Below are 26,824 nucleotides of genomic sequence, written 5' to 3' on the forward strand. Positions count from 1 at the left end.
AAAATAAAGATCATTTTAGCCCTTTGTCAACCATCTGAAGCCAGCCAATGCGCTGGCTTTTTGTTTTGTCGTTTTGAAAACGTTTTACAACGAGTGGCTGTTTCATTAAAATGAGATCAAAGGTCATAGTTCAAGCAAACTTGAGTCTTTTGGAATAGAGGGAGGGGTCAAACGTGGGGTATTATGCTGTGTTCGATGTAGGCGGCACAAAAACAAAACATGGATTAATGAATCAGAAAGGGGAGCTGATGACGAGCGGTGACTATGAAACGAACTGCCGGCAACTTGAACCATTTTTAGAGGCAATGGAGGACGTAGTTCAGGAGTATCAAGCGTCTTGGGATGTAGAAGGGATCGCCATTAGTCTTCCAGGTTTTGTAGACAGTCAAACCGGCTATACGGAATTTGCAGGAGCGATTATTGCCTTGCATGGACAAAATGTGAAAACGCTCTTGGAAGAAAGGACTTCTTTTCGTGTGGAGGTAGAAAATGATGCGAACTGTGCAGCCCTGGCTGAAAAATATAGCGGTCATGCAAAAGAGTGTGACAGCTTTATTTGTATGACGCTCGGCACTGGTGTTGGCGGCGGTATTTTTGCTGGCGGCCAGCTTGTTCGCGGAGCCTCATTTCGCGGCGGTGAATTTGGCATGATGCTGACAGAAACAGAAAACGGTCAGTTTACGACACTCAACAGCAGCGCTTCAACGGCTGGTTTAATACGAAGCTATAAGGACCTGCAAGGAATTCCGCAAAGTCAACAAATAGTCGGTCAAGAGATTTTTGAAAAAGCCAAACATGATCCGGCCATTGAGAAGCTGGTAGATCAGTGGTACAAACGAATCGCCATCGGCATTTACAATGTTGCAACTGTCCTCAATCCAGAGAAAATTCTCATTGGCGGCGGCGTGAGTGCAAGGGAGGACTTGATTCCAAATATTCAGAAGCACTTACATACACTGCATGCCTGGAAAAACATTCAGGTGAAGCTTGGCACATGCTATCACCTCAATCAGGCGGGCATGATCGGGGCACTCCATCATTTCTTAATGAAAGAAGAGCATTTCAACCCATCAAACAAGCCGATACATTAAACGTACCGGCTTTTTTTTATCACCTCAATCAGGCGGGCATGATCGGGGCACTCCATCATTTCTTAATGAAAGAAGAGCATTTCAACCCATCAAACAAGCCGATACATTAAACGTACCGGCTTGTTTCTATTCCATACATTAGTATGCAGTTTGCAGACGTTGTTCGTATTGTTTGATCCATTGAGACGCTTCTTGCCAGCTGCTCACACGAATGATTCTGTCATCAGTTGGCATTTGATTATAGGGTGAGTTAAAAAGAATGACTGGAATGTCAGCCTCTTTCGCAATCATTGTCGCGTTACCATGATGATCCTCGAAAAACACATCAATCTTGTGTTTTTGAACAGCTTCCAGCTTATGATGACCGCCAACAAGCTCAATGTCATCATAGTGCACGTGATTTTCTTGAAACCATGTATAAGTCACATCTTTGTGATGCTGCCTTCTGGCTGTGATATAAATTAACTTATGATGATGTTTCATTTGATCGAGGATTTCCTTTGCACCCTCGGCAGGCTTCGCCTGTTTATAGATAAGAGGCTCATACTGATCCATCCAGCCCCAAAATTCTTCATTTGAAATTTTCAAAAGCTTCGTCAAATCATATTCCGTCATATCATCTAGTGTGATGGCGCATTGGAACGACTCATTTAAGTAAGGAACAAAGGTGTCCTGCGCCGTCACTGTGCCATCAATATCAATTCCTAAACGTAACATGCCCACACTCCTCATATTTATACTCTTAAAGTGTAACATAATCAATTCACAATTCCAGCAAGTTTTAGCAAACATGAAACAGACATTTTTGCTCATACTAAAAAAGCTCCTTTCTATTAACCAAAAGGGGGAATTGATCATGGAAAGAGACAAGGATTTCAGAAGAAATGATCGTGAAATCGACACACACTTTAGTAATGATGATGGCTATTTAGAGGAAACAGCTGCTGAAATTGCAGAGCCATATCAAGCATCGAGAGATCGAGAAGACAGACGAGAACGTGACCATGCAGGTGACGATTCAGGCAGTAAGGGGATAGGCTATACAGCACTCGCGATTGCGATTATCTCACTATTTGTCTTGCCGGTGCTATTAGGAGTAGCGGCAATCGTTGTTGGTTATATTGCAAGAAGAAAAGGAGCACATGCGCTTGGCGCGTGGTCAATTGGGATCGGAATTGTTTCCGTTATCCTTGGGATATTTATTACCCCGTTCTTTTAACAGGAACAGAAAAACGCCTGACAGTGACGTCAGGCGTTTTTTGTTATGCGTTCGCATGTTTTGCTTTTTCAGCTTCCATTTTCGCATAATGTTCTTCAGCAATTTTATCTATTTCTTTTTTCAGTTCTTCGACCATTGTTTCTTCTGGCACTTTCCGAACAATTTCACCTTTGCGGAATAAGAGGCCTTCCCCTCTAGCGCCAGCGATGCCGATATCAGCCTCACGCGCTTCACCCGGACCGTTTACAGCACAGCCGAGAACAGCTACTTTGATCGGTGCTTTGATTTTAGAAATATATTCTTCGACTTCATTTGCAATGCTAATGAGGTCAATTTCAATTCGTCCACAAGTTGGACAAGAGATCAGTGTGGCTGCATTTGCTGCAAGACCAAATGATTTTAATAATTCACGTGCTACTTTGACCTCTTCGACTGGGTCAGCACTTAATGAAATGCGGAGTGTGTTCCCAATACCCATATTCAAGATAGCGCCAAGACCCGCTGCACTTTTGACTGTACCTGCAAATAAAGTGCCTGACTCTGTAATCCCAAGGTGAAGCGGATAGTCAAACGCTTTTGCTGCTTTTTCGTACGCTTCAATGGCAAGGTTTACATCAGACGCTTTCATACTGACGATGATGTCATGAAAGTCTAGGTCTTCTAAAATTTTAATGTGATGCAGTGCACTTTCTACCATACCATCTGCTGTTGGGTAGCCGTATTTATCAAGAATTTTTTTCTCTAATGAACCTGCATTTACCCCAATGCGAATCGGAATGCCTTTTTCTTTTGCTGCTTTGACAACGGCTTCGACTTTTTCTCGTCTTCCGATGTTTCCAGGGTTGATTCGGATTTTGTCTGCACCTGCTTCAATGGCTTTCAGTGCAAGCTTGTAGTCAAAATGAATATCGACAACAAGCGGAATGTTGATTTGTTTTTTAATATCTGCAATCGCATTTGCTGCACGCTCATCTGGGCATGCGACACGTACGATTTGACAGCCGGCTTCTTCTAGACGCTTAATTTCAGCTACTGTCGCTTCGACATCATGTGTTTTGGTTGTAGCCATACTTTGAATGACGACTTCATTGTTTCCACCTATAGTTAAAGGTCCCACTTTGACGGGACGCGTTTTTGTACGATGTGTGACTTCACTCACTTGTCAATCGCTCCTTAGTGTACATGCAATTCATTTGCAGTGTACGACGTGTTTTACATTTCATATTGTAACAGTCTCTTTATATGAATGACAAGGAATTAACGTTTTATCTCTTATAGACGGGAAACTTGTATGTGCTGCCCGCCCGAATTTCATTCGCTTTGACGCCTTTATTCAGTGCTTCAAAATCTTCAATGACTTCATCGAGTGGCTTACTCGTTTGTACGATTGATACGACGGTTTGACCCTGCTTGACAGTGACTGTCTTATACGCTTTTTTTTCAGATGCTTGAAAGGCGCTGGCGGGAACAGCAGGATCTTCCCGAACAGGAATGGTTCCATTTTTCAAATCAAAAAAGATGATAAAGAGGACAAACAAACTGATTAGTAAAAAAATCATTCGCCGCATTTCGCTCACCGCTTTTAAGAGTTTACTTCAGTGTATGCATGTCCAGAAATGATAGAACCAAAAGAGTGCAAAAGCGACAAAGGGGGGTGCTAGTGAGTTCTAGTCAGCCTTTCATAAAAATCACTTGGATCAGTGGAATGCAGCTTATAGACTTTGTTTACAAACTGAAAGCTCCCCGGCTTGGAGAGCTTTCAGTTGCTTTTGACAAGTGATTTATTTTTTCGCAGGTATTTCTTTTAAGACAAGGTATAAGAAGATAGAGTTAATCACCCAATTTAACAAAAATGAGTTGGCAACAGGGGTATTCAACGCACTCATAATGGCGAAAAAGACGGTTGTTAATGTGAGTGAGTAGGCAGAGAGCTTCCAAAGCATTTGAAAGGACAGCTCTTTTTGCTGCATCCGTTTCATAAATGTACCAAGCATCGCTAGAAATGTTGCGCTGATGAACATGAGTGCGGCCGTTGATAGATACAGCAGTACACAAATGACAGGGATAATGATAGCTTGGTTCTGGTTTGTGACGCGGGCGAGTTCATCTTTTGTGAGTGTTCCGCCAAGAAGCTGGTATGGGATATCTGTCATTTGTCCATCAATGGCAATCACTGCTTTTTCTTTTAATAAGGCAATGGCTGTTTGTTTTGATTCAAGCTCACTTGATGTTATTTTTTCAGCTGGGTCAAAGATAATCGTGATGCCGTTCTCTTCTTTTTCTATCGGAGCGCTTTGATCCGCTTGTAGTGTTCCTTTTTCAATTGAAAAGTCAGGTAACTCTTTTTTGATCACATGCTGAAATCCTGACATCGCATTCGAAATCTCTTGGCTGATATGATAGCCCTGAGGAACAGCTGCGATGATGGAAAGGATAAAGAGAAATAAGATGGCCTTTCCAATCCCAGTAAAACGTGCTCTGGCAATATCTTTTGGTGAATAAATTCCTTTTAACAATAGACTAAATACGTTCAACCGTTTCACTTCCTACATTCTTTTCTATTTCTCATATTGTATCAATGTCTATCCATTCAGTACAAGTACGGCCTTCATGGCTGGTTAAGATAAAAGGAATGAGGCATAATGTATACAGCATATTAAAAGGAGGCGGCCGCAGTTTGGACGTGCTGTATTGGATTCTGATTGGCTGTGCATTTATTATTGCGTTTGTGGGACTTGTCTATCCAATTATCCCTAGTGTGGTTTTCATGGTTCTTGGGTTTCTTCTATATGGGTTCTTGTTTAGCTTTGAGCAGCTGACGCTCACCTTTTGGCTCATTCAAGCCATGTTTACAGCTGTCTTATTTGCAGCGGATTATGTTTCAAACCTGATTGGGGTCAGGCGCTTTGGCGGAAGCAGGGCGGCCATTTGGGGAAGCACCATTGGGTTATTAGTCGGTCCTTTTGTCATTCCGATTGCAGGAATTATCATTGGACCATTTATCGGCAGTGTCATCGCAGAGCTGCTTGTTCATCAAAAAGATGTGAAGACAAGTGTGAAAGTTGGGCTGGGCTCATTAATTGGTTTTGTGTCAGGCGTATTTGCCAAAGGATTGATTCAAGCACTCATGCTGGGAATCTTTTTGTTTTATGTGCTTCGTTAAATGAAAAATAGGTGTTTAAACCTCTTTCTGAAGGGTTAAATACAAAATAAACACTGAAATGTTTCAGATCGTGAGCAATAACGTTGAAACAAGCCGTTTCTTTTGATACTCTTTGATTAGGGTGAATTGCTTGCTTATTAAGGAAGCATTTCAGTACATACATTTCTAAGGAGGAATTTAACCATGGCTTTTAAACTTCCAGAATTACCATATGCTTACGATGCATTAGAACCACATATCGACAAGGAAACAATGACGATTCACCACACAAAACACCATAACACATATGTAACAAACTTAAACAAAGCAATCGAAGGTGTATCAGCTCTTGAAGATCAATCAATTGAAGAGCTAGTGGCTAACTTAAACTCTGTGCCTGAAAACATTCGTACAGCTGTACGTAACAACGGCGGAGGACATGCGAACCACTCATTATTCTGGACGCTTCTTTCACCAAACGGTGGCGGTGCACCAACTGGTGAACTTGCAGATGCAATCGAAAAAGAATTAGGCGGATTTGAAAAATTCAAATCTGATTTCGCTGCAGCAGCTGCAGGACGCTTTGGTTCTGGTTGGGCATGGCTTGTTGTAAACAACGGAAAACTTGAAATCACAAGCACACCAAACCAAGATTCTCCTTTAACTGAAGGAAAAACACCAATTCTAGGACTAGACGTTTGGGAGCATGCTTACTACCTAAACTACCAAAACCGTCGTCCTGATTACATTTCAGCATTCTGGAATGTTGTGAACTGGGATGAAGTCGCTCGCCTTTACAGCGAAGCTAAATAAATGATTTTTTTCAAAAAGACCTGCTTCTCTCCGGGAGCGGGTCTTTTTATATTTTCCCTCCTTTTTTTACATATCTGCCTTTTGATGAGACAGACTATTGTGTAGAAAAGGAGAATGAAATATATGAGCAGATTAAAGAAAATGTTCGGGGACATGGATGTCACAAGAGATTTATTGCTCCTCCTCACGATTGGCGGATTATACGCACTTGCCATTGCGCTTTCGAATACGTTTGTGAATGTGTATTTATGGAAACAGTCTGGACGATTTACGGATCTTGCGATTTATAATTTGGCGATTGTTGTGCTTCAGCCCATTACCTTTTTATTTGCTGGACGTCTTGCTAAAAAGATAGATCGGGCGTTTGTTCTTCGTTTCGGTGTCATCTTCTTAGCCGCTTTTTATTTAATTGTCTTAATGGCAGGAGAACAAGCGGCCGCACGGCTTGTTTTATTAGGGAGTGTACTTGGAATCGGCTATGGGTTTTACTGGCTTGCTTTTAACGTACTCACCTTTGAGATTACCGAACCTGAAACAAGAGATTTTTTCAATGGATTTCTAGGGGTGCTCACTTCTACAGCTGGCATGATCGGACCACTGATTGCAGGGATTGTCATTTCTCAATTAACGGATGATACGGGTTATACTGTGATTTTCACCTTATCGCTTTTTTTGTTTTCACTAGCGGTTGTGATGAGCTTTTTCCTTAAGAGAAGGCAGTCAAAAGGGAAATTTATGATCAAGCAAATTTGGAAAGAGCGGCATGCAGACGAGAATTGGCGTAAGATCACAACGGCTCACTTTTTTCAGGGGCTGCGTGAAGGCGTATTTGTCTTTTTAATCAGTGTCTTTGTGTTTATTGCGACAAACAGTGAGCTTGCTTTAGGAACATTTGGTTTAGTCAATTCAGGTGTTGCCTTTTTTGCTTATTTTTTCGCTACACGTTTGATGAAGAAAAAATGGCGCAAAAAAGCGATTATGCTTGGCGGACTTATTTTATACGGGGCTTTATTTTTAATCGTCTTTCATTTGTCCTATGTATCACTACTTATGTATGCGGTAGCCATTGCGATCGGGTATCCGCTTCTGCTTGTTCCGTATGTCTCTTTAACATACGATGTCATCGGACATGCCAGATATGCAAGGAAAGCCCGAATTGAATATATTGTCGTCAGAGAACTTTTTTTAAATGCTGGACGTATTTGCTCCATTGTGTTGTTTCTTTTATCTGTCACTTTACTCGGTGATGAGCTCGGCATTCCTGCTTCACTTGTTGTGCTAGGGGCGGGACACACCCTCATTTATTATTTTGTCAAAGATATTCATTTAAAAGGAAAAACAGCGGATATAAAAGAAGCTGACGGTCAAAAGGCAGTATCTCAAACGAACCTTATGAAGGGAGAAAGGTAAAATTCCTTACCACTGGAACATCAAATTTCTAGATAAATGATAGAAAAACCGCTAAAATGATGATGGCACCTTTTATACACAAAAGGGGTGCCATTTCTTTCTTGATAGAAAAGGTGATGTGATGAGAAACAAGAAAAACAAAAAAGACGCGAAGGAAGGGCGCAAAACACTTCCAATCCGGCTAAATCTATTATTTTTAGCTGCGTTTATTATTTTTACCGGTGTTGTGGTCAGGCTCGGTTTTGTGCAGATTGTCAATGGAGAAGATTATAAAAAGCAAGCAGAAAAACAGGAAGATGTGAATGTCAGTTCATCTGCTCCGCGCGGAAAAATTTATGATCGAAACTATAATACGATCGTCAGCAATAAAGCGCTAAATGCCATTACATATACGAGAACCTCGACGACTTCACAAGAAGAGCGGCTCAAAGTGGCAACAAAATTAGCGGACATGATTCATGTGAGCACGAAGAAAATCACAGATCGTGACAAAAAAGATTTTTGGATCTTAACCCATCCAAATGAAGCGAAAAAGCTTGTTCAAAAGGAATCCGAATTAAAGGGTGACGATAAGGTCTCTGATGATAAACTGTATGAGCTTCAGCTGAAACGCATCACAGACAAGGAATTAAAGCAACTGACGAAAAAAGATTTACAAGTGCTTGCGATTAAAAGGCAGATGGATGCAGGTTATGCGCTCACGCCTCAATTCATTAAAAATGAAAATGTCAAGGCAAGCGAAATTGCTTACGTCTCTGAGCATTTGGACGAGCTGCCAGGCGTTGATGTCACAACAGACTGGTCGCGCAGCTATCCTTATAAAGGACTGCTTCGCAGTATGCTCGGAAGTGTGTCTTCAAGTGATGAAGGTCTACCGCAGTCACTTCTTGAACATTACCTATCCCTTGGTTACAGCCGAAATGACCGTGTAGGGAAAAGCTATCTTGAATATCAATATGAAGATGTGCTGCAGGGCCAAAAAGAAAAAGAACAGAATACAACCGATAAAGATGGCAATATCACAAGTTCTAAAGTCTTAACAGAAGGTAAAAGCGGAAAAGACCTTGTGCTGACGATTGATATTCAGCTGCAAAAAGCGGTTGAAAAAATCATTGAAAATAACTTGAAAAGTGCGAAGCAAAGAAGCGGAACAGAGCTTCTTGATCGTGCGTTTGTTGTGATGATGGACCCGAGAAATGGAGAGGTTCTCTCGATTGCGGGTAAACAGATTACAAACAAAAACGGAAAATATAAATTCGATGACTACGCACTAGGAACGATGACATCATCGTATGCGATGGGATCAGCTGTCAAAGGGGCAACTGTACTAACAGGTTATAAAACAGGCGTTCTTCACATTGGCAGTACTCAGTATGATGAACCGCTCTATATCGCTCAGTCACCGCCAAAGAAATCCTATCAAAATATGGGACTCATTAATGATTTAACGGCCCTAGAACGTTCGTCAAACGTGTATATGTTTAAAACAGCGATTGCGATTGGGAAAGGGAAATACCGTAAGAATCAGCCGCTCCCAATTGATACGAAAGCATTTGATACATTCCGTTACAATTTCAGTAAATTTGGTCTTGGGGTGAAAACGGGGATCGACTTACCAAATGAAGCAACGGGCTATAGAGGAACGTCTACACAATCTGGTCTTTTACTTGACTATGCGATTGGACAGTATGATACGTTTACACCGCTGCAAATGGCGCAATACGTGTCAACGATTGCAAATGGCGGGTATCGTTTACGTCCGCAGCTTGTAAAAGAAGTGAGAGAGCCAGATCCGCAGCGCGGCATTGGAGCTGTGACAGAATCCGTTAAACCGGATGTATTGAATAAGCTCGATATGACAAGTGCTGAGATCAAGCGTGTACAGCAAGGCTTCAAGCTTGTGATGCAGAACCCAAGAGGGACAGCGTATTCGAACTTTGGCAATAAAAAATACAATCCAGCTGGCAAAACGGGTACTGCGCAATCCTTCTATGATGGCCCAATTAAAAGCAAACGCGGCACAGCGACGTATAACACAACACTTGTTGCGTATGCGCCTGCTGATAATCCAGAAGTGGCCATTTCAGTCGTTGTACCGTGGGTGTATCAAGACTACAATCAGCGCTATCCAATTACAAATGATATCGGTGAACAAGTATTGGACAAGTACTTTGAACTGAAATCGAAACAGGAAAGCAATGATACCCAAACGAAGAATAAAAATAAAATTGAAAACGAAGCAGAAACAAATAACTAGATCTTTCCTAGGTAAAAACGCTCACTTTTTGTGGGCGTTTTTTTATATTTTCTTCAAACTTTTCGATATAAATTGACAAAAATCATAAAAAACCTCGCAATACCTCTACAAATCTTCGACATTTACAAAACCTTTACATTGCATTTAAACGAAATTAATAAAGAACCTTTAATGTATTACTCGTAGGACAAATTATTCAGGGGGTATTCTTGAAATGAAAAAGAACAGACTATGGCTGCTTACTTTCCTTACTATCGCATTGTTAGCATTCGTCACAGCATGCGGAAACAGCAGCTCAAGCGGAGATTCAAAGGACAGTAAAGGAAATGCTTCAAACAAAGATGAGGCATCTGGTTCCATTACCATCTCAGGATCATCTGCGATGCAGCCTTTAGTTCTTGCGGCAGCAGAAAAATTCATGGATAAACATCCAAAAGCCGATATTCAAGTACAAGCCGGCGGTTCAGGAACAGGACTTTCTCAAGTATCAGAAGGATCTGTACAAATTGGTAACTCAGATGTATTCGCAGAAGAGAAAGACGGAATCGACGCAAAAGCTTTAAAAGACCACAAAGTGGCAGTTGTTGGAATGGCAGCAGCTGTAAACCCTGAAGTCGGTGTCAAAGACATCACAAAGGAAGAATTGAAAAAAATCTTCACTGGTAAAATCAAAAACTGGAAAGAACTTGGCGGGAAAGACCAAAAAATCACACTTGTCAACAGACCTGATTCTTCAGGAACACGTGCAACATTTGTGAAATATGCACTTGACGGCGCGACACCTGCTGAAGGAATCACAGAGGATTCTTCAAACACAGTGAAAAAGCTGATTGCAGAAACACCTGGTGCGATTGGATACCTAGCATTCTCTTATTTAACAGATGACAAAATTACACCGCTTAGCATTGATGGTGTGAAACCAGAAGAAAGCAATGTAGAAAGCGGTAAATATACAATTTGGGCTTATGAGCACTCTTATACAAAAGGTGAGCCAGAAGGTCTAGCAAAACAATTTTTAGATTACTTGATGAGTGACGAAGTACAAAAAGAAATCGTTAAAGACCAAGGTTACATCTCAGTCTCTAATATGAAAGTAGAAAGAGACGCAACAGGTAAGCAAACAGATAAGTAAGAGGTCTTGAATTGCTGATGAAGGAAAAGTGGAGCTTTTCACTTTTCCTTTTATGACATTCATAGGAGTGTAGAAAAAGATGAAACAAATAGAACATACAGAAGCGAGCGATCGACTGATCAGCTCGAAAAAAAATAGGCAAATGGATGAAGTAAGAGGAAGTATTTTGGTGAGATTTTGTGCATTCTTTATGATTGCTGTATCAATCGCCATTACGATCTTCCTTGGCATTAAGGGTTTACAATCTTTCATCGTTAATGGTGTAAGCCCAATTGAGTTCTTAACCAGTATCAATTGGAACCCAACAGCAGAAAATCCGCAATACGGTGCATTTCCATTTATCTTTGGGTCCATTGCTGTCACGCTCCTATCGGCACTTATTGCAGCGCCGCTAGGCATCGCAGGAGCGATCTTTATGACAGAAATTGCACCTGCCTGGGGCCGGAAAATTCTCCAGCCGGTGATTGAATTGCTTGTAGGGATTCCATCCGTTGTTTACGGATTCATAGGTCTTACAGTATTGGTGCCGTTTATTGGACATTTCAAGTCAAGCGGCTCAGGGCACAGTGTATTAGCAGGAACGATTGTCCTGTCTATTATGATTCTGCCAACCGTTACATCCATTGCTACTGACGCAATGGCTTCACTTCCAAAAAGTTTACGTGAGGGATCGTATGCATTAGGCGCAACAAGATGGCAAACGATCAGACGAGTTCTTGTACCGGCAGCACTTCCGACGTTAATGACAGCGGTCGTGCTTGGAATGGCAAGAGCATTTGGAGAAGCCCTTGCCGTTCAGATGGTCATTGGGAACACACGTAATCTACCAGAGAGTATTATGGACACAGCTGGTACATTAACAACCATTATTACGTTAAACATGGGACACACAACATATGGAAGTGTTGAAAACAATACACTTTGGTCAATGGGACTGGTCCTTCTAGTTGTATCCTTTATGTTCATACTCATTATCAGATACTTGTCGTCTAGGAGGAAGATTTAATGAATAGCAAAATGACCGATCGTTTTGCCACATTTGTTTTTGGATTATGTGCCGCCATTATTACGGCGATCCTAGTTGGTTTGTTTTCTTATATCATTTTCAACGGTGCAAAAGAATTAAACTTTGATTTTTTGACAACTCGCTCAAGTGCGATTGGCTCTGGCGGCGGTATTAGGGATCAGCTGTTTAACTCGTTTTACATTTTGTTTATTACAATGCTGATTACAGTCCCGCTTGGCGTTGGCGGCGGAGTGTACATGGCAGAATATGCACCTCAGAACAAAGTCACAGATTTTATTCGTACATGTATTGAAGTGTTATCATCACTGCCTTCGATTGTCATTGGTATGTTTGGTTTACTCATGTTTGTTAATTTAACAGGATGGGGTTATACGATCATCGGAGGAGCCCTTGCGCTGACTGTCTTTAACTTACCAGTGATGGTCAGGGTGACAGAAGATGCGCTTCGATCTGTACCGAAGGATCAAAAGGAAGCTTCACTTGCGCTCGGTGTGACAAAGTGGCATACAGTGAAGACGGTGCTGATTCCAGGTGCGCTTCCATCCATTATTACCGGAGCGATTTTAGCATCAGGAAGAGTTTTTGGTGAGGCGGCTGCACTTCTTTTCACAGCAGGTCTCTCCACACCGCGTCTTGATTTTACGAATTGGAGTCCTTTTTCCGATACGTCACCACTGAATATTTTTAGACCGGCAGAAACATTAGCCGTTCATATATGGAATGTGAATACACAAGGGATCATTCCAGATGCAGAGGCGATTGCAAATGGTGCATCTGCCGTACTTGTGCTCTCTGTCCTAGTGTTCAACTTAGCAGCTAGATGGCTTGGTTCATTTATTCATAAGAAACTTACGTCTAAATAAAATGAGAGAGGTGTGAAGGGGATATGGTTCAAATGCTAGCAGAAAAAAAAGAGATTGCAGCAAAAAAGGCTCCACTTCAAGCGGAACAGATTTTACAGGTGCAGGATTTAAGTATTTATTATGGGGAAAAAAGAGCGGTCAATCACATTTCATTTGAAATTGAAAAAAATGCGATCACTGCATTAATCGGCCCATCAGGCTGCGGAAAATCGACTTTTTTACGCAGCATCAACCGAATGAACGACCTGATTCCAGGTGCACGAAATGAAGGGGCGATCATGTATGAAGGGTTAAATATTTTGGATGACCGCATTAATGTGGTGAATTTAAGAAGAGAAATCGGCATGGTCTTCCAAAAGCCAAATCCATTTCCTAAATCCATCTACAACAATATTACGCATGCACTCAAATATGCGGGTGAAAAAAGGAAATCAGTGCTTGATGATGCGGTAGAAGAAAGCTTAACAAAGGCAGCGCTATGGGATGAGGTCAAAGATCGTTTGCACCGATCTGCCTTGTCATTATCAGGCGGTCAGCAGCAGCGCCTCTGTATTGCACGTACCCTTGCGATGAAACCTAGCGTGCTTTTATTAGATGAACCTGCATCTGCCCTAGACCCGATCTCCAATGCAAAAATTGAAGAGCTGTTAACAGAATTAAAACATGATTATTCAATTGTCATAGTGACACACAACATGCAGCAGGCATTACGTGTATCTGATCGTACAGCCTTTTTCCTGAACGGTGATTTAGTGGAATATGATGCCACTGAACGTATCTTTACACGCCCAACGCAGCAAAAAACAGAAGACTATATCAATGGTCGATTTGGATAAGGCAGGTGGATTTGAATGGTAGCAGCAACTGAAATAGCAGCAAAAGAAGTCTTTCGTGTGAACGATATGAACCTTTGGTATGGCCAGCATCACGCACTAAAAGATATTGATTTAGCCATTAGAGAGAATGAAGTCACAGCAATTATCGGTCCATCAGGCTGCGGGAAGTCAACGTTTATTAAAACATTAAACCTTATGGTCAAAACAGTACCAGGTGTGAAAATCACAGGGGATATGATATATAACGGTGATAACATCTTAAAAGGCCGTGTCGATTTAGTTGAACTTCGTAAAAATGTTGGAATGGTGTTTCAAAAAGGGAATCCGTTTCCTCAATCTATTTTTGATAATGTCGTTTATGGTCCAAGAATTCATGGAGTGAAGAGCAAGCAGGAGTTGAAAGAAATCGCAGAAAAAGCCCTTCGTGATGTCGCCCTTTGGGATGAAGTGAAAGATCGTTTAAGTGCGCCTGCATTAGGTCTTTCTGGCGGTCAGCAGCAGCGGCTTTGTATCGCAAGAGCAATTGCCACAAGCCCAGATATTCTATTAATGGATGAACCAACATCTGCGCTTGATCCCGTTTCTACATTAAAGATCGAGGAATTAATTATGAAACTGAAAGAGAAATATACGATTGCCATAGTGACGCACAATATGCAGCAAGCGGCAAGGGTATCGGATCGAACAGCCTTTTTCTTAATGGGCGAGCTTGTTGAGGTCAATGATACGAATGTGATGTTCTCAGAGCCAAACGATCAAAGAACAAATGATTATATATCTGGACGATTTGGATAATCAAAAATCCCCTGGAGGTCAGAGCCGCCAGGGGATTTTTTGTCTTATTTTGTTAAGGCTTTGACGATTTGTTTGAATGTCATACCTGTTTTTAAAGTGAATTTGCCGGCACGAATTTCTTTATGGTAGCCTGCGTCAATCACATAATCATTAAAATCTTTAGACGAGTTGATGATTCCGTCTTTTTCTAGCATGTCTGAAACATCACTTGTGCTCATACCATTTTTAATCACGACTTTGATCGTTTTACCTTTTTGCTTGGATGATGTTTGTTCCTCACTATTAGAATCACCGTCTTCATTTGCTTTCAGCGCTTTTTCTTTATAATCAAGAAGCTGCTGATATGTTTCGCGGCTGACGGATACTTCTTTTTTTGAATCTAAGTAGTTTTTCACATCAGTGTCTGTCACTTTCGCTGCGAGTGTTTCTTTTGTCGTTGAATCAGCTGCTGCTTCATCTTTTCCAGTGAGGAAAAATACGATGGCCAGAACACCAGTTGCAAAAATCATACCTGCTGCGAACGTTTGGATGCTTTTTTTCGTCATACAAGCACCCTCTCGTTGTCTTTAATGATCATGTTGACATCTTCTACAGATACACGTTCAGCACGCGCAATCGCCTCTGGAGACATGCCATTTTGATGCTTTGAAATGATTTGTCTTGCGATAGATGGATCAATTTCTGAATGCTTGCGGACCACAATGTTTGTTTCAAGCAATTCTTCTTCAAGAACCTTCATTTTCTTTTTCAGTTTATAGATTTCTTGCATTGCAGATAGTTGAAGTGTTTCAAGTTCCTGTTCTACTTCCTTAATCGGTTCTCTTTGAAAATATGAGAATGCGATCAGTACAATACTGACAACAAGCAATCCGATAATTGCAATTTCCATGTTTCATCACCTTTTATTCATATTTTAATGCTGAAAGCCGAAAAAGGCTTTCAGGGTTGTTTCAGACAGTTTTCGACCCTTCTTTTTTATACCATAAAAAAGCTAGTTTCAAAAGGAATTGCTGAAGAAAATCACCTTTTTTTCATCTTTTTTCTTTTTATATGTAAAACGAGTATGAAAACCTGGCCCGCTGTCAAAATAAAAGAAGGCAGACAAAATCAAAAAAGGCTGCGGGTGAAAGAGGGATTCTCATCTATAACAGTACGTCAAAGGACGAGGTTTTATAGGGGAGCAGGCAATTTTTCATTTCATCAATATGCCATTGTGATAAGGATACGGATGGAATGCACTGAAAAATGAAATTGGTGAAAAAACATTCTAGCATTCCTAAGCTAGAAGTGGTATTATAGTTAGGTCTGAATGTGAATTGATTTTAGTTTGGAGGGAAAAACATGCGCGTAAATATTACTCTAGCTTGCACTGAATGCGGTGAGCGTAACTATATTACTAAAAAGAATAAGCGAAACAATCCAGATCGCGTTGAATTCAAAAAGTATTGCTCACGTGATAAAAAACAAACTTTACATCGTGAAACAAAGTAAGCAGCAGGGAATTTTCCTGCTGTTTTTTTATGATGGGAGATGATTCGTGTGAAAAAAGAGCTTCGGCTGCAAACACTAGAAAAGCTTGATCAGATGAGCTCTGAGGAATTCAAGCGCAGCACGTCTTTACTTCACGATCACTTGTTTCAATTGCCAGAATGGAAACAGGCAAATACGGTGGCTCTGACCATGTCTAGAGGAAAAGAGGTACCTACCATGCCTCTGATTGAAAAGGCGTGGCAGCAAGGGAAAACAGTATGTGTGCCCACCTGTTTCCCGAAGACAAAAGAGATGACGTTTTATGAATATACACCGAAAACAAAGATGATATCCCGCTACTTTGGTCTATCTGAACCAGACCCTGCGTCATCGGCAGCTGTACATAAAGAGGCGATTGATTTGATGATTGTTCCTGGGGTATGCTTCGATCAGCATGGCTACCGTATTGGATACGGAGGCGGCTATTATGACCGTTATTTAGCTGATTATCATGGCGTTACGCTTGCTCTTTGCCTGTCTGTTCAGCAAGTAGCCCATCTTCCAGCTGAACCGCACGACATACCAGTATCTATCATGGTCAGTGAGAAAGGCGCGTTTTATCAACAGTAAACGTCCGCTGCTTATGCGTAAGAACGGGCTTTTTTGTGTTGAGACCGTTTGGTTTGATTGATGCGCTGGTCGAAGTGAATGTTGAGTTGATACCTCCTTAAATTTAAGTTGTGGCTTCACTTTTCTGTAAGTGAACCGATTTTAATAATCGTTTACGTTGACTTTTTAGCTATTAGGAGGCATATGTTGAAAAAATTTCGAGGAAAGAAAAGATACTTCCGTAATTTGTGGGAGGAAGTGAATACTTTTGACTTACAACTTGATCCTGATGATTGGTTCGATTTTTTTCATACCCACCTTGATTTTTGGGGTGTTGGGAAAAATAACTTAAAAATAAGAAGAGAGCATATAAAAGCTCATGTCGCCTTGTACAATAGAACACTCAAGCTGCTTGAAGGCTTTGAAAAGCCATATCAAACATGGATTTGTATTTACGAACAAGATCCTGCACTAGACGCAGTATATATCCATACACCAAATCCAAACGATCACAACTTCCCGCATAAGATTGAAGCGTTAGAGTGGAATGGTAAGTTGCCTCATACGTTCAAGGATTTGATTGACCTTCAACAATTTGATGTATCTTATCTTCAAACAGAGTATGGAGAAGAATTTTATATTCAATCAAAAGAACAACCGATTAAATTGGGAACAAGGAACCAATGAACGAGCTCTGATAAAAAAAGAATGTTCATGCATAAACAAATCCTATTTAAGCCACGATACGAACATAGGAGGGAATATGATGAATAAAATGATTTGGAGCATTGTGTTCACACTGTTTGCATTCGTTCTTGTGCAAAATCGTTATCGGCTCATGAATTTGATTTTAGGCCAAAATCAAGTGCGTCACTTGTTGATTAAATGGCTGATGAAAATCCCATATTTTCGGACGAAATTTATTCGTCAAGCATTCTAATCCCGCAAAAGCCGGGATTTTTTTGTTCAGAAATGCGTATAAGACCGATTCTTGCTATAATAATGTAAAAAATGGAGCGCGAATGAATGAATGTCATAGATAGTCTATTTTGGCGAGTTGTTGATGAACTAAGGCAAAAAGGGTATGAGATGATTCAGAGTCCGTACCCAGAAGATGAAATATTCTTTGAAGCACCACGAAACTCAGGGTATGATCTTATCCGTCTATATAGAAAAGATGTGAATTTTAGACAGGAGATCGTTCGAGATATGGAAGAGCAGGCCTTTCGGATGAATCAACTGAGAGAAGCCATGCGTAAACGTTCTCTTCATCTTCTGCAGCTGCAATTTACTGCTGATCATCCAGTAGATGATTGGGAAGACATAAACGGTCAGCCGCAAAAACAGCAAAAGGTGACGGTGACACCTGTTTTACTTAATGAAGAAACCCTTCAAAACGGTGTACACGAGCTGCAAAAATGGCTGAATACATCACTTTCGGTTGATGTAGAAGCGGCGAAGACAGATACAGCCGAAGATGTCATGCAGCTTAAAATGAACGTGCTTCAGGCATTTAACGATCAGGAAAAGCAGCGTGAACGAGAACGGGCCGTTTTTCAAAATGGAAGACCGATTTTCACTTATTTGCTGATTGCTGTTCAAGTGGTGATGTTTCTTTTGCTAGAGCTGTCTGGCGGAAGCACAAATACAGCCACTTTAACAGCGTTTGGTGCTAAAAATAATGTGCTCATTTTAGAGGGTGAATGGTGGCGCCTTGTGACACCAATGTTTTTACACATTGGCCTGACGCATTTACTCTTTAATACATTTGCTCTTTGGTCCGTTGGAGCGGCGGTTGAGAGAATTTATGGGTCAGGAAGATTTTTGCTGATTTATTTGATTTCCGGCATATTTGGCTCGATTGCGAGCTTTGTGTTTAATACGGCAATTGCAGCCGGAGCATCAGGTGCGATCTTTGGCTGTTTAGGCGCACTGTTATATTTAGCGATCTCTAACCGGAAGCTTTTCTTTCGGACGATGGGGACAAATATTATCGTGATTATCCTCATCAACTTAGGGATAGGCTTCACTGTATCAGGTATTGATAATGCAGGGCATCTTGGGGGACTTACTGGCGGATTTTTGGCCGCATTAGCTGTTCGTCTTCCAAAACAGTCTCAGCCTGTCAAAATGCTTCTTGCTAGTCTTCTGCTACTTCTTATTGGCGGTTTTGGATTGTATACAGGGTTTCATTCAGAGGATCAAAAAGAAGCCGCGGCAACTAGCGAGGCAGCGAGTTTATTTGATGAAAAGAACTATAGCGAAGCAAGTCAGCGTTTAGAGGAATATGTACAGCAAAAGGATGCGTCAGCTGAAGCCCTTCATATATACGCACTATCTGAAGCGCAGCTTGGACATCTGGACAAGGCGATTGAGTTTTTGCAAAAGTCGCTTGAAAAAGATCCAAATGAACCGAGTAAACTGTATCATTTATCATTACTGTACGTAGAAAAGGGCGAGACAGCGGAAGCAGAAGACCTAATCGACAAAGCGTTAAAACAAGAACCGGAAAATGATCAATTCTTAAAAATGAAAGAATATATCGAAAACACTCAAACACGTTGAATGACTTGACTGAAAGCGCATTTATGAATACGCTTATCCTATCTGTTGATTTAGAGAAATGGTGAAAATAATGAAAACGTTATATGATGTACAGCAGCTGCTCATGAGATTTGGTAATTACGTGTATTTCGGAGATCGTGAAGTGGAATTAGAATTTATGGCAGATGAATTGAAGGAAATGTACACATCGGGAATCATCGACCGAACTGAATGGTCAAATGCAATGACCATCCTTCAAATGGAGCTAGCCAAATTAAATCGAAAAACAATGTGAAGGTGGAGGGCATATGACAGGGGATTGGTTTGTAGGTGTTGATCTTGGCGGTACGACAATTAAGCTTGCATTCATTAATTTATATGGTGAAATTCAGCATAAGTGGGAGATCCCTACGGATAAATCCGGGCAGACGATTACAGTCGATATTGCCAAATCAATTGATCATAAACTGGTTGAGATCAGTATGCCGAAATCAGCGCTCATTGGTATTGGAATGGGGGCACCTGGACCAGTAGATAAAGTTTCCGGAATCGTCTATAAAACAACGAATCTGGGCTGGACAAACTATCCTTTGAAAGATCATTTAGAAACAGAGACAGGACTTCCAGCTGTGATCGAAAATGATGCGAACATTGCTGCACTCGGTGAAATGTGGAAGGGTGCAGGAGATGGTGCTAAAAATATCCTGATGGTCACACTTGGCACGGGTGTTGGCGGCGGTATTATCGTCAATGGAGAAGTTGTTCAAGGGGAGACAGGCGCTGGCGGAGAAATTGGCCATATTTGCGCCATTCCATTTCAGGGAGCACCATGTAACTGCGGAAGAACAGGCTGTATTGAAACGATTGCATCTGCCACAGGCATCGTTCGAATCGCAAAGGATACATTACAAACAGAGCGCCATACATCATCACTTGGTACGCTCCCTTCGCTGACTGCAAAGGATGTATTTGAGGCAGCAGAAAACGGAGACGAACTTGGGATGCGTGTCGTAGATGAAGTGACAACCCACCTTGGTCTTGTCCTTGCGAATCTTGCCAGTGCCTTAAACCCAACAAAAATCGTCATTGGCGGCGGTGTATCTAAAGCAGGCGAGCTTCTTCGCAGTAAAGTAGAGCAGATCGTCAAACATCACGCATTCCCTCCTTGTGCTGAAGATGTTGAAGTGGTCATTGCCTCACTAGGAAACGATGCAGGTGTTATCGGCGGTGCGTGGATGGCAAAAAACAAGTGGCTGTCTTGAACAAAAATGTCATAATGATGTCATTTTTATTAAAATAAGCGATATCTAGGCATGAAATTGAATGTTTAGCATATTTATAAGTTTGTCATGGGGAAAAAGACATTGATTTTCCAGCATAGACAGGATAAGATATACTTTAGTTATTTTTGAAGAAGCACCAATAATTGGGGTATGACCCTAACCTGAGTGCGTTTTTAGCATAAGGAGGTTACAATGCGAAAGAAAAGATTAAAGGCGATTTCATTTTTACTGATTGCGACTTTGTTCATGTGGGTCAAAACCTATGTTATCTATAAATCTAGCTTTAATATAAAAATTGAAAATTTCATGCAGGAGTTTATCCTGTTTATTAATCCGCTTAGCTTTCTCTTGTTTATCTTCGGTATCGGTTTATTCTTTAAAGAAAAAAATCGCAATCGATATATCATCGTGACGAGCTTTATTCTGACATTTATTTTGTTAGCCAACATTGTATTTTATCGATTCTACAGTGATTTTCTAACCATCCCCGTCCTATTTCAAACAAACAATATGGGTGATCTTGGGTCAAGTATTACCTCTTTAATTGAACCAGTTGATTTTCTCATGTTCGTTGATATCATCATTTTAATTTGGCTCTATAAAAAACAGCCTTCTTTTAGAACGGATGTGACGATTTCACGTAAGGAACGTGCAGCCTATTATTTATTTGTGGCAGCCACTTTCTTCTTTAATCTTGGTTTGGCTGAAACAGAAAGACCAGAGCTGTTAACTCGTTCATTTGATCGTGAGATGCTAGTGAAAAATATCAGCTTATATAATTTCCATATTTATGATGGGGTTCTGCAATCGAAGCAGTCTGCTCAACGCGCACTTGCTGACAGCAATAGCTTAACTGAAATTGAAAACTATGTAAGCGCCAATCAAACAGACCGTAATGAAAAGACGTTCGGTCAAGCAAAAGGGCGAAATGTCATTCTTATATCACTTGAGTCTACACAAAGCTTTGTGATCAATGAAAAACTGAATGGGAAAGAAATCACCCCGTTCTTAAACAAGTTGATCAAGAAAAGCTACAACTTCAGTAATTTCTATCATCAAACGGGTCAAGGAAAAACCTCTGACTCCGAGTTTATTGTAGATAATTCACTCTATCCGCTTGGAAGAGGGGCTGTATTTTTCACGAATCCAAGCAATGAGTTTAAAGCCGCACCAGAGCTGTTAAAAGAGGAAGGCTACCATTCTTCTGTCATTCATGCGAATAACAAAAGCTTCTGGAACCGTGATTTGATCTACGATAGCTTTGGCTACGACAAATTCTTTGATATTAAATCATTTAACGTAAATGAAGAAAATTCAGTTGGCTGGGGACTAAAAGATGGTCCGTTCTTTGAACAGTCAGTGGAACTAATGAAATCGATCCCGCAGCCTTTCTATACGAGATTGATTACATTAACGAACCATTTTCCATTTGATCTAGATGAAGAAGATAAGCTGATTGATGAGTATGATTCAAAGAGCAAAACGTTGAATAAATACTTCCCTACAGTGCGTTATCAAGATGAGGCATTGAAGCTTTTCTTTAAAAAGATGAAGGAAGCAGGGCTATATGATAACTCCATTTTTGTTTTATATGGGGATCACTACGGAATTTCTGAAAACCATAACGAAGCAATGGGGCAATTTTTAAACAAAGACATTACACCTTTTGAAGAAGTTCAGCTTCAAAAAGTACCTTTTGTTGTACACATACCTGGTATCACGGATAAACATCCAAAAGAGATTGATACGGTTGGCGGCCAGGTCGATATCCGCCCAACAGTCATGAACCTTATAGGAATTGATACAAGCAAGCAAATTCAATTTGGTCATGACCTATTATCAAAAGATACAAATGACTTCACAGTGCTTCGAGATGGAAGTTTTATTACGAAGGATAGTGTTTTCACAGACGGTGTTTGTTACAACAAAGAAACGGGTGAGCCGAGAGAAGATGAGTCCGTTTGTCAGTCCTATGAAGAAAAGGCAAAGCAAGAGCTTCAATTCTCTGATCAAATTATCTATGGAGATCTCCTTAGATTTTATGACCGAAACAGCTCGGACCATGCACCATCCAAAAAAGAAGATGACAGCAAGCTGAAAAAGGCGTCTTAACTTATGAGAAAACCTCTGCTATTTAGAAGCGGAGGTTTTCTTTTTTTATATGATGGCTCATATAGTGTGAGAGGAGGGATGAAAATGAAAACAACGTCGTTTGGAACCATTGAATGGCAGCTGAATGAAACGGGGAAGGAAGGTGTGGCAAAGCAGCTTGGTATAGGGAAAGAGGCTTTCCAATTATCCAATCAAACAAGGACTGATCATTTTCTTTTACCGGGTTATAGACTTCCAGAAGGCACCCATTCCTTTCATTCGATAGGTGATGTGCAGGGATTTATTGCGCCTTACCGGCTCCAGCAATCAGATGAATGGATTAGCGGAACATTTGAATATGATAGTGCTCACTTAAAAGAAGAGCTGAAACATTTGAAAGCTGTCTTTCCTTTTCTACAGATGAGTGTGATTGGACATTCAGTACTCGGAACACCTATTTATGAAATTCATACGGAGCCTGTTCAGCATTTACATTCGATTCATTTCAATGCCTCTTTTCATGCCAATGAATGGATGACGACCTCGGTTTTATTAAAATGGCTCAAATCACTTTGTTTAGCAGCGTCTGATCCAGTGCAAGCAAGACATGATGCAGCGGTTCGTATTTTGCAAACGACTGCCCTGTCCATTGTACCAATCGTCAATCCAGACGGGGTGGACTTGGTTCGCAATGGTCCAGAATCATTAGGTTTGCGCAGTGAGGAATTCATACCGCTAAATGGCGGGTTTTCCGATTATCAGGAATGGAAGGCAAATATTCGAGGCATTGATTTAAACAATCAATTTCCTGCCTATTGGGAAATTGAATACTATCGTAATGCGCCAAAGACGCCGTCTTATAGAGATTTTCCTGGGCACCAGCCGTTAACAGAACCAGAAGCGAAAGCCATGGCAAACCTTGCATTACGTAAGCGATTTGACCGGCTGATCGCCCTTCATACACAAGGAGAAGAGATATACTGGGGCTTTCTCGGCCACGAACCGGCTATTTCCAAGGAAACGGTCGAACGGTTAGAACGGGTGAGTGGGTATAAAGCGATTCAATATCTTGATAGCTATGCAGGCTATCGAGATTGGTTTATTTATCAATGTAAAAGTGAGGGCTACACAGTGGAGCTTGGATTAGGGAAAAATCCTCTTTCTATGAATCAATTTGATTCGATCTATGATAAAACAAAGCGGTTACTATGGGAAGCATGTAAGTGTTAAAAGCACCTGTTTGGTAGGTGCTTTCAGCGTGTAGACAAACCCTCGCACTCGACCTTCCTAGACTGCGCAGGTTTTCTATCAAGCTGGAAGACAAAGGGCTGAAATGAACTTTATTTTAGCCCTTTTTCATATTTTCAGGTAAAGCAATTTCTTTATGTCAATAAAAACAGCGTTGAAGTGATTGACGAGGGCTTCCTTGTAGGCTATTGTGAAAGAAAAGGATGTAAAAAAAAGGATAAGTTTTAGGGAGATGTCGACCATTGAGTGCTCAAAGCCTGTGGAAAAGAAATTTTACTTACTTATTTGTTTCTAAAATGTGTAAAATCACAGCTGATAGTTTATCTTTTAACACCATCTTGTGGCTTTTAGTGCTAGAAGGGAAAGGCGCAATAGGGACGGCGTTTTTTATTGCTGTTAGTTTTGTGCCTCAAGCAATCGTTGGACCGTTTATTACCCCAATGATGAAGCCCCATCAATTAAAATTTTGGATGTGTTTTGCTGATTTAACACGAGGAGCGATTATCCTTGTAATTGTGATCAGTTATTTTTATGGTTTCACACCATTAGCACTCATCATTGGCTGCATGCTGCTGCATTCGGCGACTGGGGGCTCCTATGAACCGGCTTCGGTGTCCATTATTCCAAAGCTTGTGCATGAGGATGTGATACAAAAAGCGAATGCAACGATTCAATCAGCAAGTCATGTGGTCAGACTTGTGACGGTGACGATTTGTGGTGTTATGATCGCGTTTGTAGGAGTAGGGTATACAATGCTTGTGATTATTCCTCTTTACCTCATGTCAGCTTTATTGGTTTTAATGATTACATATCAAACAGAATGGATAATTGAAAAAGGAAAAAAAGGATTATCATACGGAAAAAGATTGATCAGGGGATTTTCGCTTGTTAAAAGTCATCATATTTTGTTTCCATTAGCCATTTTTTGTGTCTGCTCAAACTTTGCTGCGGCCCCATGGGAAGCATTGTCTGTTATTTATTTAACAGAGGATTTACATAGTGGACCAGTCGTGTATTCATTCATCAAAGTAACAACGGCACTAGGTGCATTTTTGATGGGGTTTGTTTTGACAAAGGTGAAAGTGAATCGATATGGTTTACTATTTATAGGCGCAGGGATTGTTGATGGAATTGCATTTTTCATAACAGGAATGAACGCATTATTACCCCTTGTGTTTATATCTGCTTTTGCTTTAGGTGCAGCCATTAGTGCAGTCAATGTACCTGAACATACGATGATTCAATTGTCAGTAAAAGCGGAGGATCAGCCGCAAGTGTATGCAATCATCAATATGATCTCCTATTTAATGATTCCGATAGGCGCCCTCATTGGCGGCTATATGGCGACGTTATTCGGTTCGGGCTATGTCATTGCAGCAGGCGGGATCGTTGAAGCCGCTTCAGGTATATGCCTGCTTTTGTTCACGAAGATTGGGAAGGTAGAGAGGGCGGATTTGACGATAGAACGAGACAAACCCAGCTTAAACGCCACGTGATCATGGCATTTTAGAATCGTGATGGGTTACAATGAAGACGAGAAAGAATAAGGATTCAATTGAAAGGAGCAAGAAACATGGCTATCGCAGACGTCACCATCATTCCAATAGGCACTGATACACCAAGCGTGAGTGCATACGTAGCAGATGTACAACGAATTCTAGAAGGCTTTCAACAAGAAGGGAAAATCAAATATCAGCTTACACCAATGAGTACGTTAATTGAAGGTGAGCTATCCGTTTTATTTGAGGTCATTCAGCGTATACATGAGGCACCTTTTGAAAAAGGTTTACACCGAGTAGCAACCAATATTCGCATAGATGACAGACGGGATCAAACCACAACCCTTACAAGCAAATTAGAAAGCGTGAATAAACATTTGAATCAATAGAAAAAGCCTGCTGATAGCAGGCTTTTAATGTGCAGTTGGATAACCGCTATAGATGATGGTCATGACAGTAAACCATCCAAAAACCAAAAATGTAGCGCCAGCGAAAGCAATAGCCAGTAAGTTCACTTTTTTGAGTGAGCGATAGATGCCGAGAGCAGCTAAAATCGTGACTAGACCAAAAATAATGACGAGCATCATTTGAAAATCCCCCTTTGTCATCAATCCCCTTGATTTCCTTTCTTTTCATTTTAACCGTTTTCATAATGCTTGTCGAGTAGATTCAAGTTGACGATTGTTTGAATTTTTATTGAATAGCCTTCATAATAAAAAAGAATGAAAAAAGTAGGTGATGAAAATGAATTGGAGACGAATGCCACTAGGCTATGTACAAGCGAACGCATATATTTGGAAAAATGAGCAGGGAGAATGCTTAATTTTTGATCCAGGCGGTGAAGCACAAAAGTTGATTTCTTATGTGAAAGAAAAGCAGCTTAAACCACTTGCTGTCTTACTGACACATGCCCATTTTGATCATATTGGTGCAGCAGATGAGGTGCGCCAAGAATGGGGAATCCCGCTTTATGTACATGAAAAGGAAAAAGAATGGCTTACAAATGGTGAGTTAAACGGTTCAGCTCGATTGATTGGAAATGGAATTACGGTCAAAGAGGCTGAACAATTGATTACATCAGAAGGAACGCTTCAAATTGGATCGTTTACATTAGACTTATTACATACACCTGGTCATTCACCAGGAAGTGTATCTTACTATTCGGCAAAAGAAGGATTTGTTATTTCTGGTGACACATTATTCCAAGGCGGCATCGGAAGAACCGATTTAACAGGCGGCAGTCAGAAAGTGCTGCTTCAATCGATACATGACAAATTATTATCATTGCCAGAATCAACGCTTGTTTTAAGTGGACATGGCGAGGAGACAACTGTGCTCACAGAACAAGAGCAAAATCCGTTTATCAATGGATTTTCCCTATAAATGTTTGCATGAAAAAAGCATCTCTTTCAGTAGAGATGCTCAGCGTGTAGACAAACCCTCGCATTCTTTGTCAGTAATGAGTGCAGGTGTCAACTAATATTACATTAGTTTC

Annotated in this window: 30 protein-coding genes; 23 read left to right on the forward strand and 7 right to left on the reverse strand. The window is 40.8% G+C overall.

The features are described from left to right. The first annotated feature begins 173 nt into the window (after positions 1 to 173). Positions 174 to 1,091, forward strand: coding sequence for an ROK family protein (locus BA1_RS13610; RefSeq protein WP_008360029.1), 918 nt, complete (start codon positions 174 to 176; stop codon positions 1,089 to 1,091). A 138-nt stretch (positions 1,092 to 1,229) separates the two neighbouring features. On the opposite strand, the gene BA1_RS13615 is transcribed toward BA1_RS13610, so the two are convergent. Beyond that, positions 1,230 to 1,808, reverse strand: coding sequence for a 5' nucleotidase, NT5C type (locus tag BA1_RS13615; protein ID WP_008360031.1), 579 nt, complete (start codon positions 1,806 to 1,808; stop codon positions 1,230 to 1,232). Positions 1,809 to 1,947: 139 nt separating this feature from the next. Between BA1_RS13615 and BA1_RS13620 the strand changes: the two genes are divergently transcribed. Beyond that, positions 1,948 to 2,310, forward strand: a complete 363-nt coding sequence (locus BA1_RS13620) for a DUF308 domain-containing protein (RefSeq protein ID WP_008360032.1) — start codon at positions 1,948 to 1,950, stop codon at positions 2,308 to 2,310. Between the two features lie 43 nt (positions 2,311 to 2,353). Here BA1_RS13620 and ispG read toward each other — a convergent pair whose 3' ends face one another. The 3 genes from ispG to BA1_RS13635 form a co-directional block, all read right to left on the reverse strand. Further along, entirely contained in the window at positions 2,354 to 3,469 is a 1,116-nt protein-coding gene (ispG, locus tag BA1_RS13625; RefSeq protein WP_008360034.1) for a flavodoxin-dependent (E)-4-hydroxy-3-methylbut-2-enyl-diphosphate synthase, read from the reverse strand. Positions 3,470 to 3,575: 106 nt separating this feature from the next. After that, the gene (locus BA1_RS13630) at positions 3,576 to 3,878 is read right to left on the reverse strand and encodes a LysM peptidoglycan-binding domain-containing protein (protein WP_008360036.1); all 303 of its coding nucleotides are present in this window, start codon (positions 3,876 to 3,878) and stop codon (positions 3,576 to 3,578) included. 213 nt (positions 3,879 to 4,091) lie between these two features. Further along, complete coding sequence (locus BA1_RS13635; RefSeq protein ID WP_232532125.1) at positions 4,092 to 4,853, reverse strand: DUF1189 domain-containing protein; 762 nt, start codon at positions 4,851 to 4,853, stop codon at positions 4,092 to 4,094. Positions 4,854 to 4,987: 134 nt separating this feature from the next. Between BA1_RS13635 and BA1_RS13640 the strand changes: the two genes are divergently transcribed. The 9 genes from BA1_RS13640 (at position 4,988) to pstB (BA1_RS13680) (ending at position 14,585) form a co-directional block, all read left to right on the forward strand. Beyond that, complete coding sequence (locus BA1_RS13640; RefSeq protein ID WP_008360040.1) at positions 4,988 to 5,473, forward strand: DUF456 domain-containing protein; 486 nt, start codon at positions 4,988 to 4,990, stop codon at positions 5,471 to 5,473. Between the two features lie 183 nt (positions 5,474 to 5,656). Then, a complete protein-coding gene (gene sodA, locus BA1_RS13645; protein ID WP_007501264.1) occupies positions 5,657 to 6,265 on the forward strand; it encodes a superoxide dismutase SodA in 609 nt (202 codons plus the stop codon). A gap of 123 nt (positions 6,266 to 6,388) precedes the next feature. Continuing rightward, positions 6,389 to 7,675 carry an MFS transporter gene (locus BA1_RS13650; RefSeq protein ID WP_008360042.1) on the forward strand — a complete coding sequence of 429 codons (1,287 nt, stop codon included), beginning with the start codon at positions 6,389 to 6,391 and terminating at the stop codon, positions 7,673 to 7,675. A 121-nt stretch (positions 7,676 to 7,796) separates the two neighbouring features. After that, the gene (locus BA1_RS13655) at positions 7,797 to 9,932 is read left to right on the forward strand and encodes a peptidoglycan D,D-transpeptidase FtsI family protein (protein WP_008360044.1); all 2,136 of its coding nucleotides are present in this window, start codon (positions 7,797 to 7,799) and stop codon (positions 9,930 to 9,932) included. A 214-nt stretch (positions 9,933 to 10,146) separates the two neighbouring features. Next, positions 10,147 to 11,064 (forward strand): phosphate ABC transporter substrate-binding protein, encoded by a 918-nt coding sequence (locus BA1_RS13660; RefSeq protein ID WP_008360047.1) that lies wholly within the window; start codon positions 10,147 to 10,149, stop codon positions 11,062 to 11,064. Positions 11,065 to 11,143: 79 nt separating this feature from the next. Next, positions 11,144 to 12,070 carry a phosphate ABC transporter permease subunit PstC gene (gene pstC / locus BA1_RS13665; protein WP_008360048.1) on the forward strand — a complete coding sequence of 309 codons (927 nt, stop codon included), beginning with the start codon at positions 11,144 to 11,146 and terminating at the stop codon, positions 12,068 to 12,070. Continuing rightward, positions 12,070 to 12,954: a phosphate ABC transporter permease PstA gene (pstA, locus tag BA1_RS13670; protein WP_008360050.1), complete on the forward strand. Its 885-nt coding sequence runs from the start codon at positions 12,070 to 12,072 to the stop codon at positions 12,952 to 12,954. Before pstC ends, pstA begins: the two co-directional genes overlap by 1 nt. Positions 12,955 to 12,977: 23 nt before the next feature. Further along, positions 12,978 to 13,790 (forward strand): phosphate ABC transporter ATP-binding protein PstB, encoded by an 813-nt coding sequence (gene pstB, locus BA1_RS13675; RefSeq protein ID WP_008360052.1) that lies wholly within the window; start codon positions 12,978 to 12,980, stop codon positions 13,788 to 13,790. 15 nt (positions 13,791 to 13,805) lie between these two features. Beyond that, entirely contained in the window at positions 13,806 to 14,585 is a 780-nt protein-coding gene (gene pstB, locus BA1_RS13680; RefSeq protein WP_008360054.1) for a phosphate ABC transporter ATP-binding protein PstB, read from the forward strand. A 44-nt stretch (positions 14,586 to 14,629) separates the two neighbouring features. On the opposite strand, the gene BA1_RS13685 is transcribed toward pstB (BA1_RS13680), so the two are convergent. Together BA1_RS13685 and BA1_RS13690 are read right to left on the reverse strand one after the other, a co-directional pair. Continuing rightward, the gene (locus BA1_RS13685; protein WP_008360057.1) at positions 14,630 to 15,130 is read right to left on the reverse strand and encodes an endolytic transglycosylase MltG; all 501 of its coding nucleotides are present in this window, start codon (positions 15,128 to 15,130) and stop codon (positions 14,630 to 14,632) included. Continuing rightward, a complete protein-coding gene (locus BA1_RS13690; protein WP_008360059.1) occupies positions 15,127 to 15,474 on the reverse strand; it encodes a hypothetical protein in 348 nt (115 codons plus the stop codon). The genes BA1_RS13685 and BA1_RS13690 overlap by 4 nt, the downstream gene beginning before the upstream one ends. Before the next feature lie 452 nt (positions 15,475 to 15,926). On the opposite strand from BA1_RS13690, the gene rpmG reads away from it, so the two are divergent. The 11 genes from rpmG (at position 15,927) to BA1_RS13740 (ending at position 25,718) form a co-directional block, all read left to right on the forward strand. Next, positions 15,927 to 16,076 carry a 50S ribosomal protein L33 gene (gene rpmG / locus BA1_RS13695; protein ID WP_008360061.1) on the forward strand — a complete coding sequence of 50 codons (150 nt, stop codon included), beginning with the start codon at positions 15,927 to 15,929 and terminating at the stop codon, positions 16,074 to 16,076. Positions 16,077 to 16,124: 48 nt separating this feature from the next. Then, a complete protein-coding gene (locus tag BA1_RS13700) occupies positions 16,125 to 16,685 on the forward strand; it encodes a 5-formyltetrahydrofolate cyclo-ligase (RefSeq protein WP_008360063.1) in 561 nt (186 codons plus the stop codon). A gap of 186 nt (positions 16,686 to 16,871) precedes the next feature. Beyond that, positions 16,872 to 17,351 carry a hypothetical protein gene (locus tag BA1_RS13705; RefSeq protein WP_008360064.1) on the forward strand — a complete coding sequence of 160 codons (480 nt, stop codon included), beginning with the start codon at positions 16,872 to 16,874 and terminating at the stop codon, positions 17,349 to 17,351. Between the two features lie 79 nt (positions 17,352 to 17,430). Further along, the gene (locus tag BA1_RS19175) at positions 17,431 to 17,604 is read left to right on the forward strand and encodes a hypothetical protein (protein WP_008360066.1); all 174 of its coding nucleotides are present in this window, start codon (positions 17,431 to 17,433) and stop codon (positions 17,602 to 17,604) included. 86 nt (positions 17,605 to 17,690) lie between these two features. Next, a complete protein-coding gene (locus BA1_RS13710; RefSeq protein WP_008360068.1) occupies positions 17,691 to 19,229 on the forward strand; it encodes a rhomboid family protein in 1,539 nt (512 codons plus the stop codon). 70 nt (positions 19,230 to 19,299) lie between these two features. Continuing rightward, positions 19,300 to 19,503 carry a YqgQ family protein gene (locus tag BA1_RS13715; protein WP_008342322.1) on the forward strand — a complete coding sequence of 68 codons (204 nt, stop codon included), beginning with the start codon at positions 19,300 to 19,302 and terminating at the stop codon, positions 19,501 to 19,503. A gap of 13 nt (positions 19,504 to 19,516) precedes the next feature. Then, positions 19,517 to 20,470, forward strand: a complete 954-nt coding sequence (locus BA1_RS13720; protein ID WP_008360071.1) for an ROK family glucokinase — start codon at positions 19,517 to 19,519, stop codon at positions 20,468 to 20,470. Between the two features lie 213 nt (positions 20,471 to 20,683). Then, positions 20,684 to 22,603, forward strand: coding sequence for an LTA synthase family protein (locus BA1_RS13725; RefSeq protein ID WP_008360073.1), 1,920 nt, complete (start codon positions 20,684 to 20,686; stop codon positions 22,601 to 22,603). Between the two features lie 84 nt (positions 22,604 to 22,687). After that, positions 22,688 to 23,812 (forward strand): M14 family metallopeptidase, encoded by a 1,125-nt coding sequence (locus BA1_RS13730; RefSeq protein ID WP_008360075.1) that lies wholly within the window; start codon positions 22,688 to 22,690, stop codon positions 23,810 to 23,812. Between the two features lie 260 nt (positions 23,813 to 24,072). After that, complete coding sequence (locus tag BA1_RS13735; RefSeq protein ID WP_008360078.1) at positions 24,073 to 25,326, forward strand: MFS transporter; 1,254 nt, start codon at positions 24,073 to 24,075, stop codon at positions 25,324 to 25,326. A gap of 77 nt (positions 25,327 to 25,403) precedes the next feature. Continuing rightward, complete coding sequence (locus BA1_RS13740; RefSeq protein ID WP_008360081.1) at positions 25,404 to 25,718, forward strand: MTH1187 family thiamine-binding protein; 315 nt, start codon at positions 25,404 to 25,406, stop codon at positions 25,716 to 25,718. A gap of 24 nt (positions 25,719 to 25,742) precedes the next feature. Here BA1_RS13740 and BA1_RS18795 read toward each other — a convergent pair whose 3' ends face one another. Further along, a complete protein-coding gene (locus BA1_RS18795) occupies positions 25,743 to 25,916 on the reverse strand; it encodes a DUF2759 domain-containing protein (RefSeq protein ID WP_008360083.1) in 174 nt (57 codons plus the stop codon). 157 nt (positions 25,917 to 26,073) lie between these two features. Here BA1_RS18795 and BA1_RS13750 point away from each other — a divergent pair, with 157 nt between their 5' ends. Beyond that, positions 26,074 to 26,712, forward strand: a complete 639-nt coding sequence (locus tag BA1_RS13750; protein ID WP_008360086.1) for an MBL fold metallo-hydrolase — start codon at positions 26,074 to 26,076, stop codon at positions 26,710 to 26,712. Positions 26,713 to 26,824 lie beyond the last annotated feature (112 nt).

The sequence above is a fragment of the Bacillus xiamenensis genome (assembly GCF_000300535.1).
GTDB lineage: Bacteria > Bacillota > Bacilli > Bacillales > Bacillaceae > Bacillus > Bacillus xiamenensis.

Coding starts and splice junctions, on each gene's coding strand:
- BA1_RS13615 (WP_008360031.1), bottom strand. CDS start 1,808: ATGTTACGTTTAGGAATTGATATTGATGGCACAGTGACGGCGCAGGAC.
- BA1_RS13620 (WP_008360032.1), top strand. CDS start 1,948: ATGGAAAGAGACAAGGATTTCAGAAGAAATGATCGTGAAATCGACACA.
- BA1_RS13630 (WP_008360036.1), bottom strand. CDS start 3,878: ATGCGGCGAATGATTTTTTTACTAATCAGTTTGTTTGTCCTCTTTATC.
- sodA (WP_007501264.1), top strand. CDS start 5,657: ATGGCTTTTAAACTTCCAGAATTACCATATGCTTACGATGCATTAGAA.
- BA1_RS13650 (WP_008360042.1), top strand. CDS start 6,389: ATGAGCAGATTAAAGAAAATGTTCGGGGACATGGATGTCACAAGAGAT.
- BA1_RS13655 (WP_008360044.1), top strand. CDS start 7,797: ATGAGAAACAAGAAAAACAAAAAAGACGCGAAGGAAGGGCGCAAAACA.
- BA1_RS13660 (WP_008360047.1), top strand. CDS start 10,147: ATGAAAAAGAACAGACTATGGCTGCTTACTTTCCTTACTATCGCATTG.
- pstC (WP_008360048.1), top strand. CDS start 11,144: ATGAAACAAATAGAACATACAGAAGCGAGCGATCGACTGATCAGCTCG.
- pstA (WP_008360050.1), top strand. CDS start 12,070: ATGAATAGCAAAATGACCGATCGTTTTGCCACATTTGTTTTTGGATTA.
- pstB (WP_008360052.1), top strand. CDS start 12,978: ATGGTTCAAATGCTAGCAGAAAAAAAAGAGATTGCAGCAAAAAAGGCT.
- pstB (WP_008360054.1), top strand. CDS start 13,806: ATGGTAGCAGCAACTGAAATAGCAGCAAAAGAAGTCTTTCGTGTGAAC.
- BA1_RS13685 (WP_008360057.1), bottom strand. CDS start 15,130: ATGACGAAAAAAAGCATCCAAACGTTCGCAGCAGGTATGATTTTTGCA.
- BA1_RS13690 (WP_008360059.1), bottom strand. CDS start 15,474: ATGGAAATTGCAATTATCGGATTGCTTGTTGTCAGTATTGTACTGATC.
- rpmG (WP_008360061.1), top strand. CDS start 15,927: ATGCGCGTAAATATTACTCTAGCTTGCACTGAATGCGGTGAGCGTAAC.
- BA1_RS19175 (WP_008360066.1), top strand. CDS start 17,431: ATGAATAAAATGATTTGGAGCATTGTGTTCACACTGTTTGCATTCGTT.
- BA1_RS13710 (WP_008360068.1), top strand. CDS start 17,691: ATGAATGTCATAGATAGTCTATTTTGGCGAGTTGTTGATGAACTAAGG.
- BA1_RS13715 (WP_008342322.1), top strand. CDS start 19,300: ATGAAAACGTTATATGATGTACAGCAGCTGCTCATGAGATTTGGTAAT.
- BA1_RS13720 (WP_008360071.1), top strand. CDS start 19,517: ATGACAGGGGATTGGTTTGTAGGTGTTGATCTTGGCGGTACGACAATT.
- BA1_RS13725 (WP_008360073.1), top strand. CDS start 20,684: ATGCGAAAGAAAAGATTAAAGGCGATTTCATTTTTACTGATTGCGACT.
- BA1_RS13730 (WP_008360075.1), top strand. CDS start 22,688: ATGAAAACAACGTCGTTTGGAACCATTGAATGGCAGCTGAATGAAACG.
- BA1_RS13740 (WP_008360081.1), top strand. CDS start 25,404: ATGGCTATCGCAGACGTCACCATCATTCCAATAGGCACTGATACACCA.
- BA1_RS18795 (WP_008360083.1), bottom strand. CDS start 25,916: ATGATGCTCGTCATTATTTTTGGTCTAGTCACGATTTTAGCTGCTCTC.
- BA1_RS13750 (WP_008360086.1), top strand. CDS start 26,074: ATGAATTGGAGACGAATGCCACTAGGCTATGTACAAGCGAACGCATAT.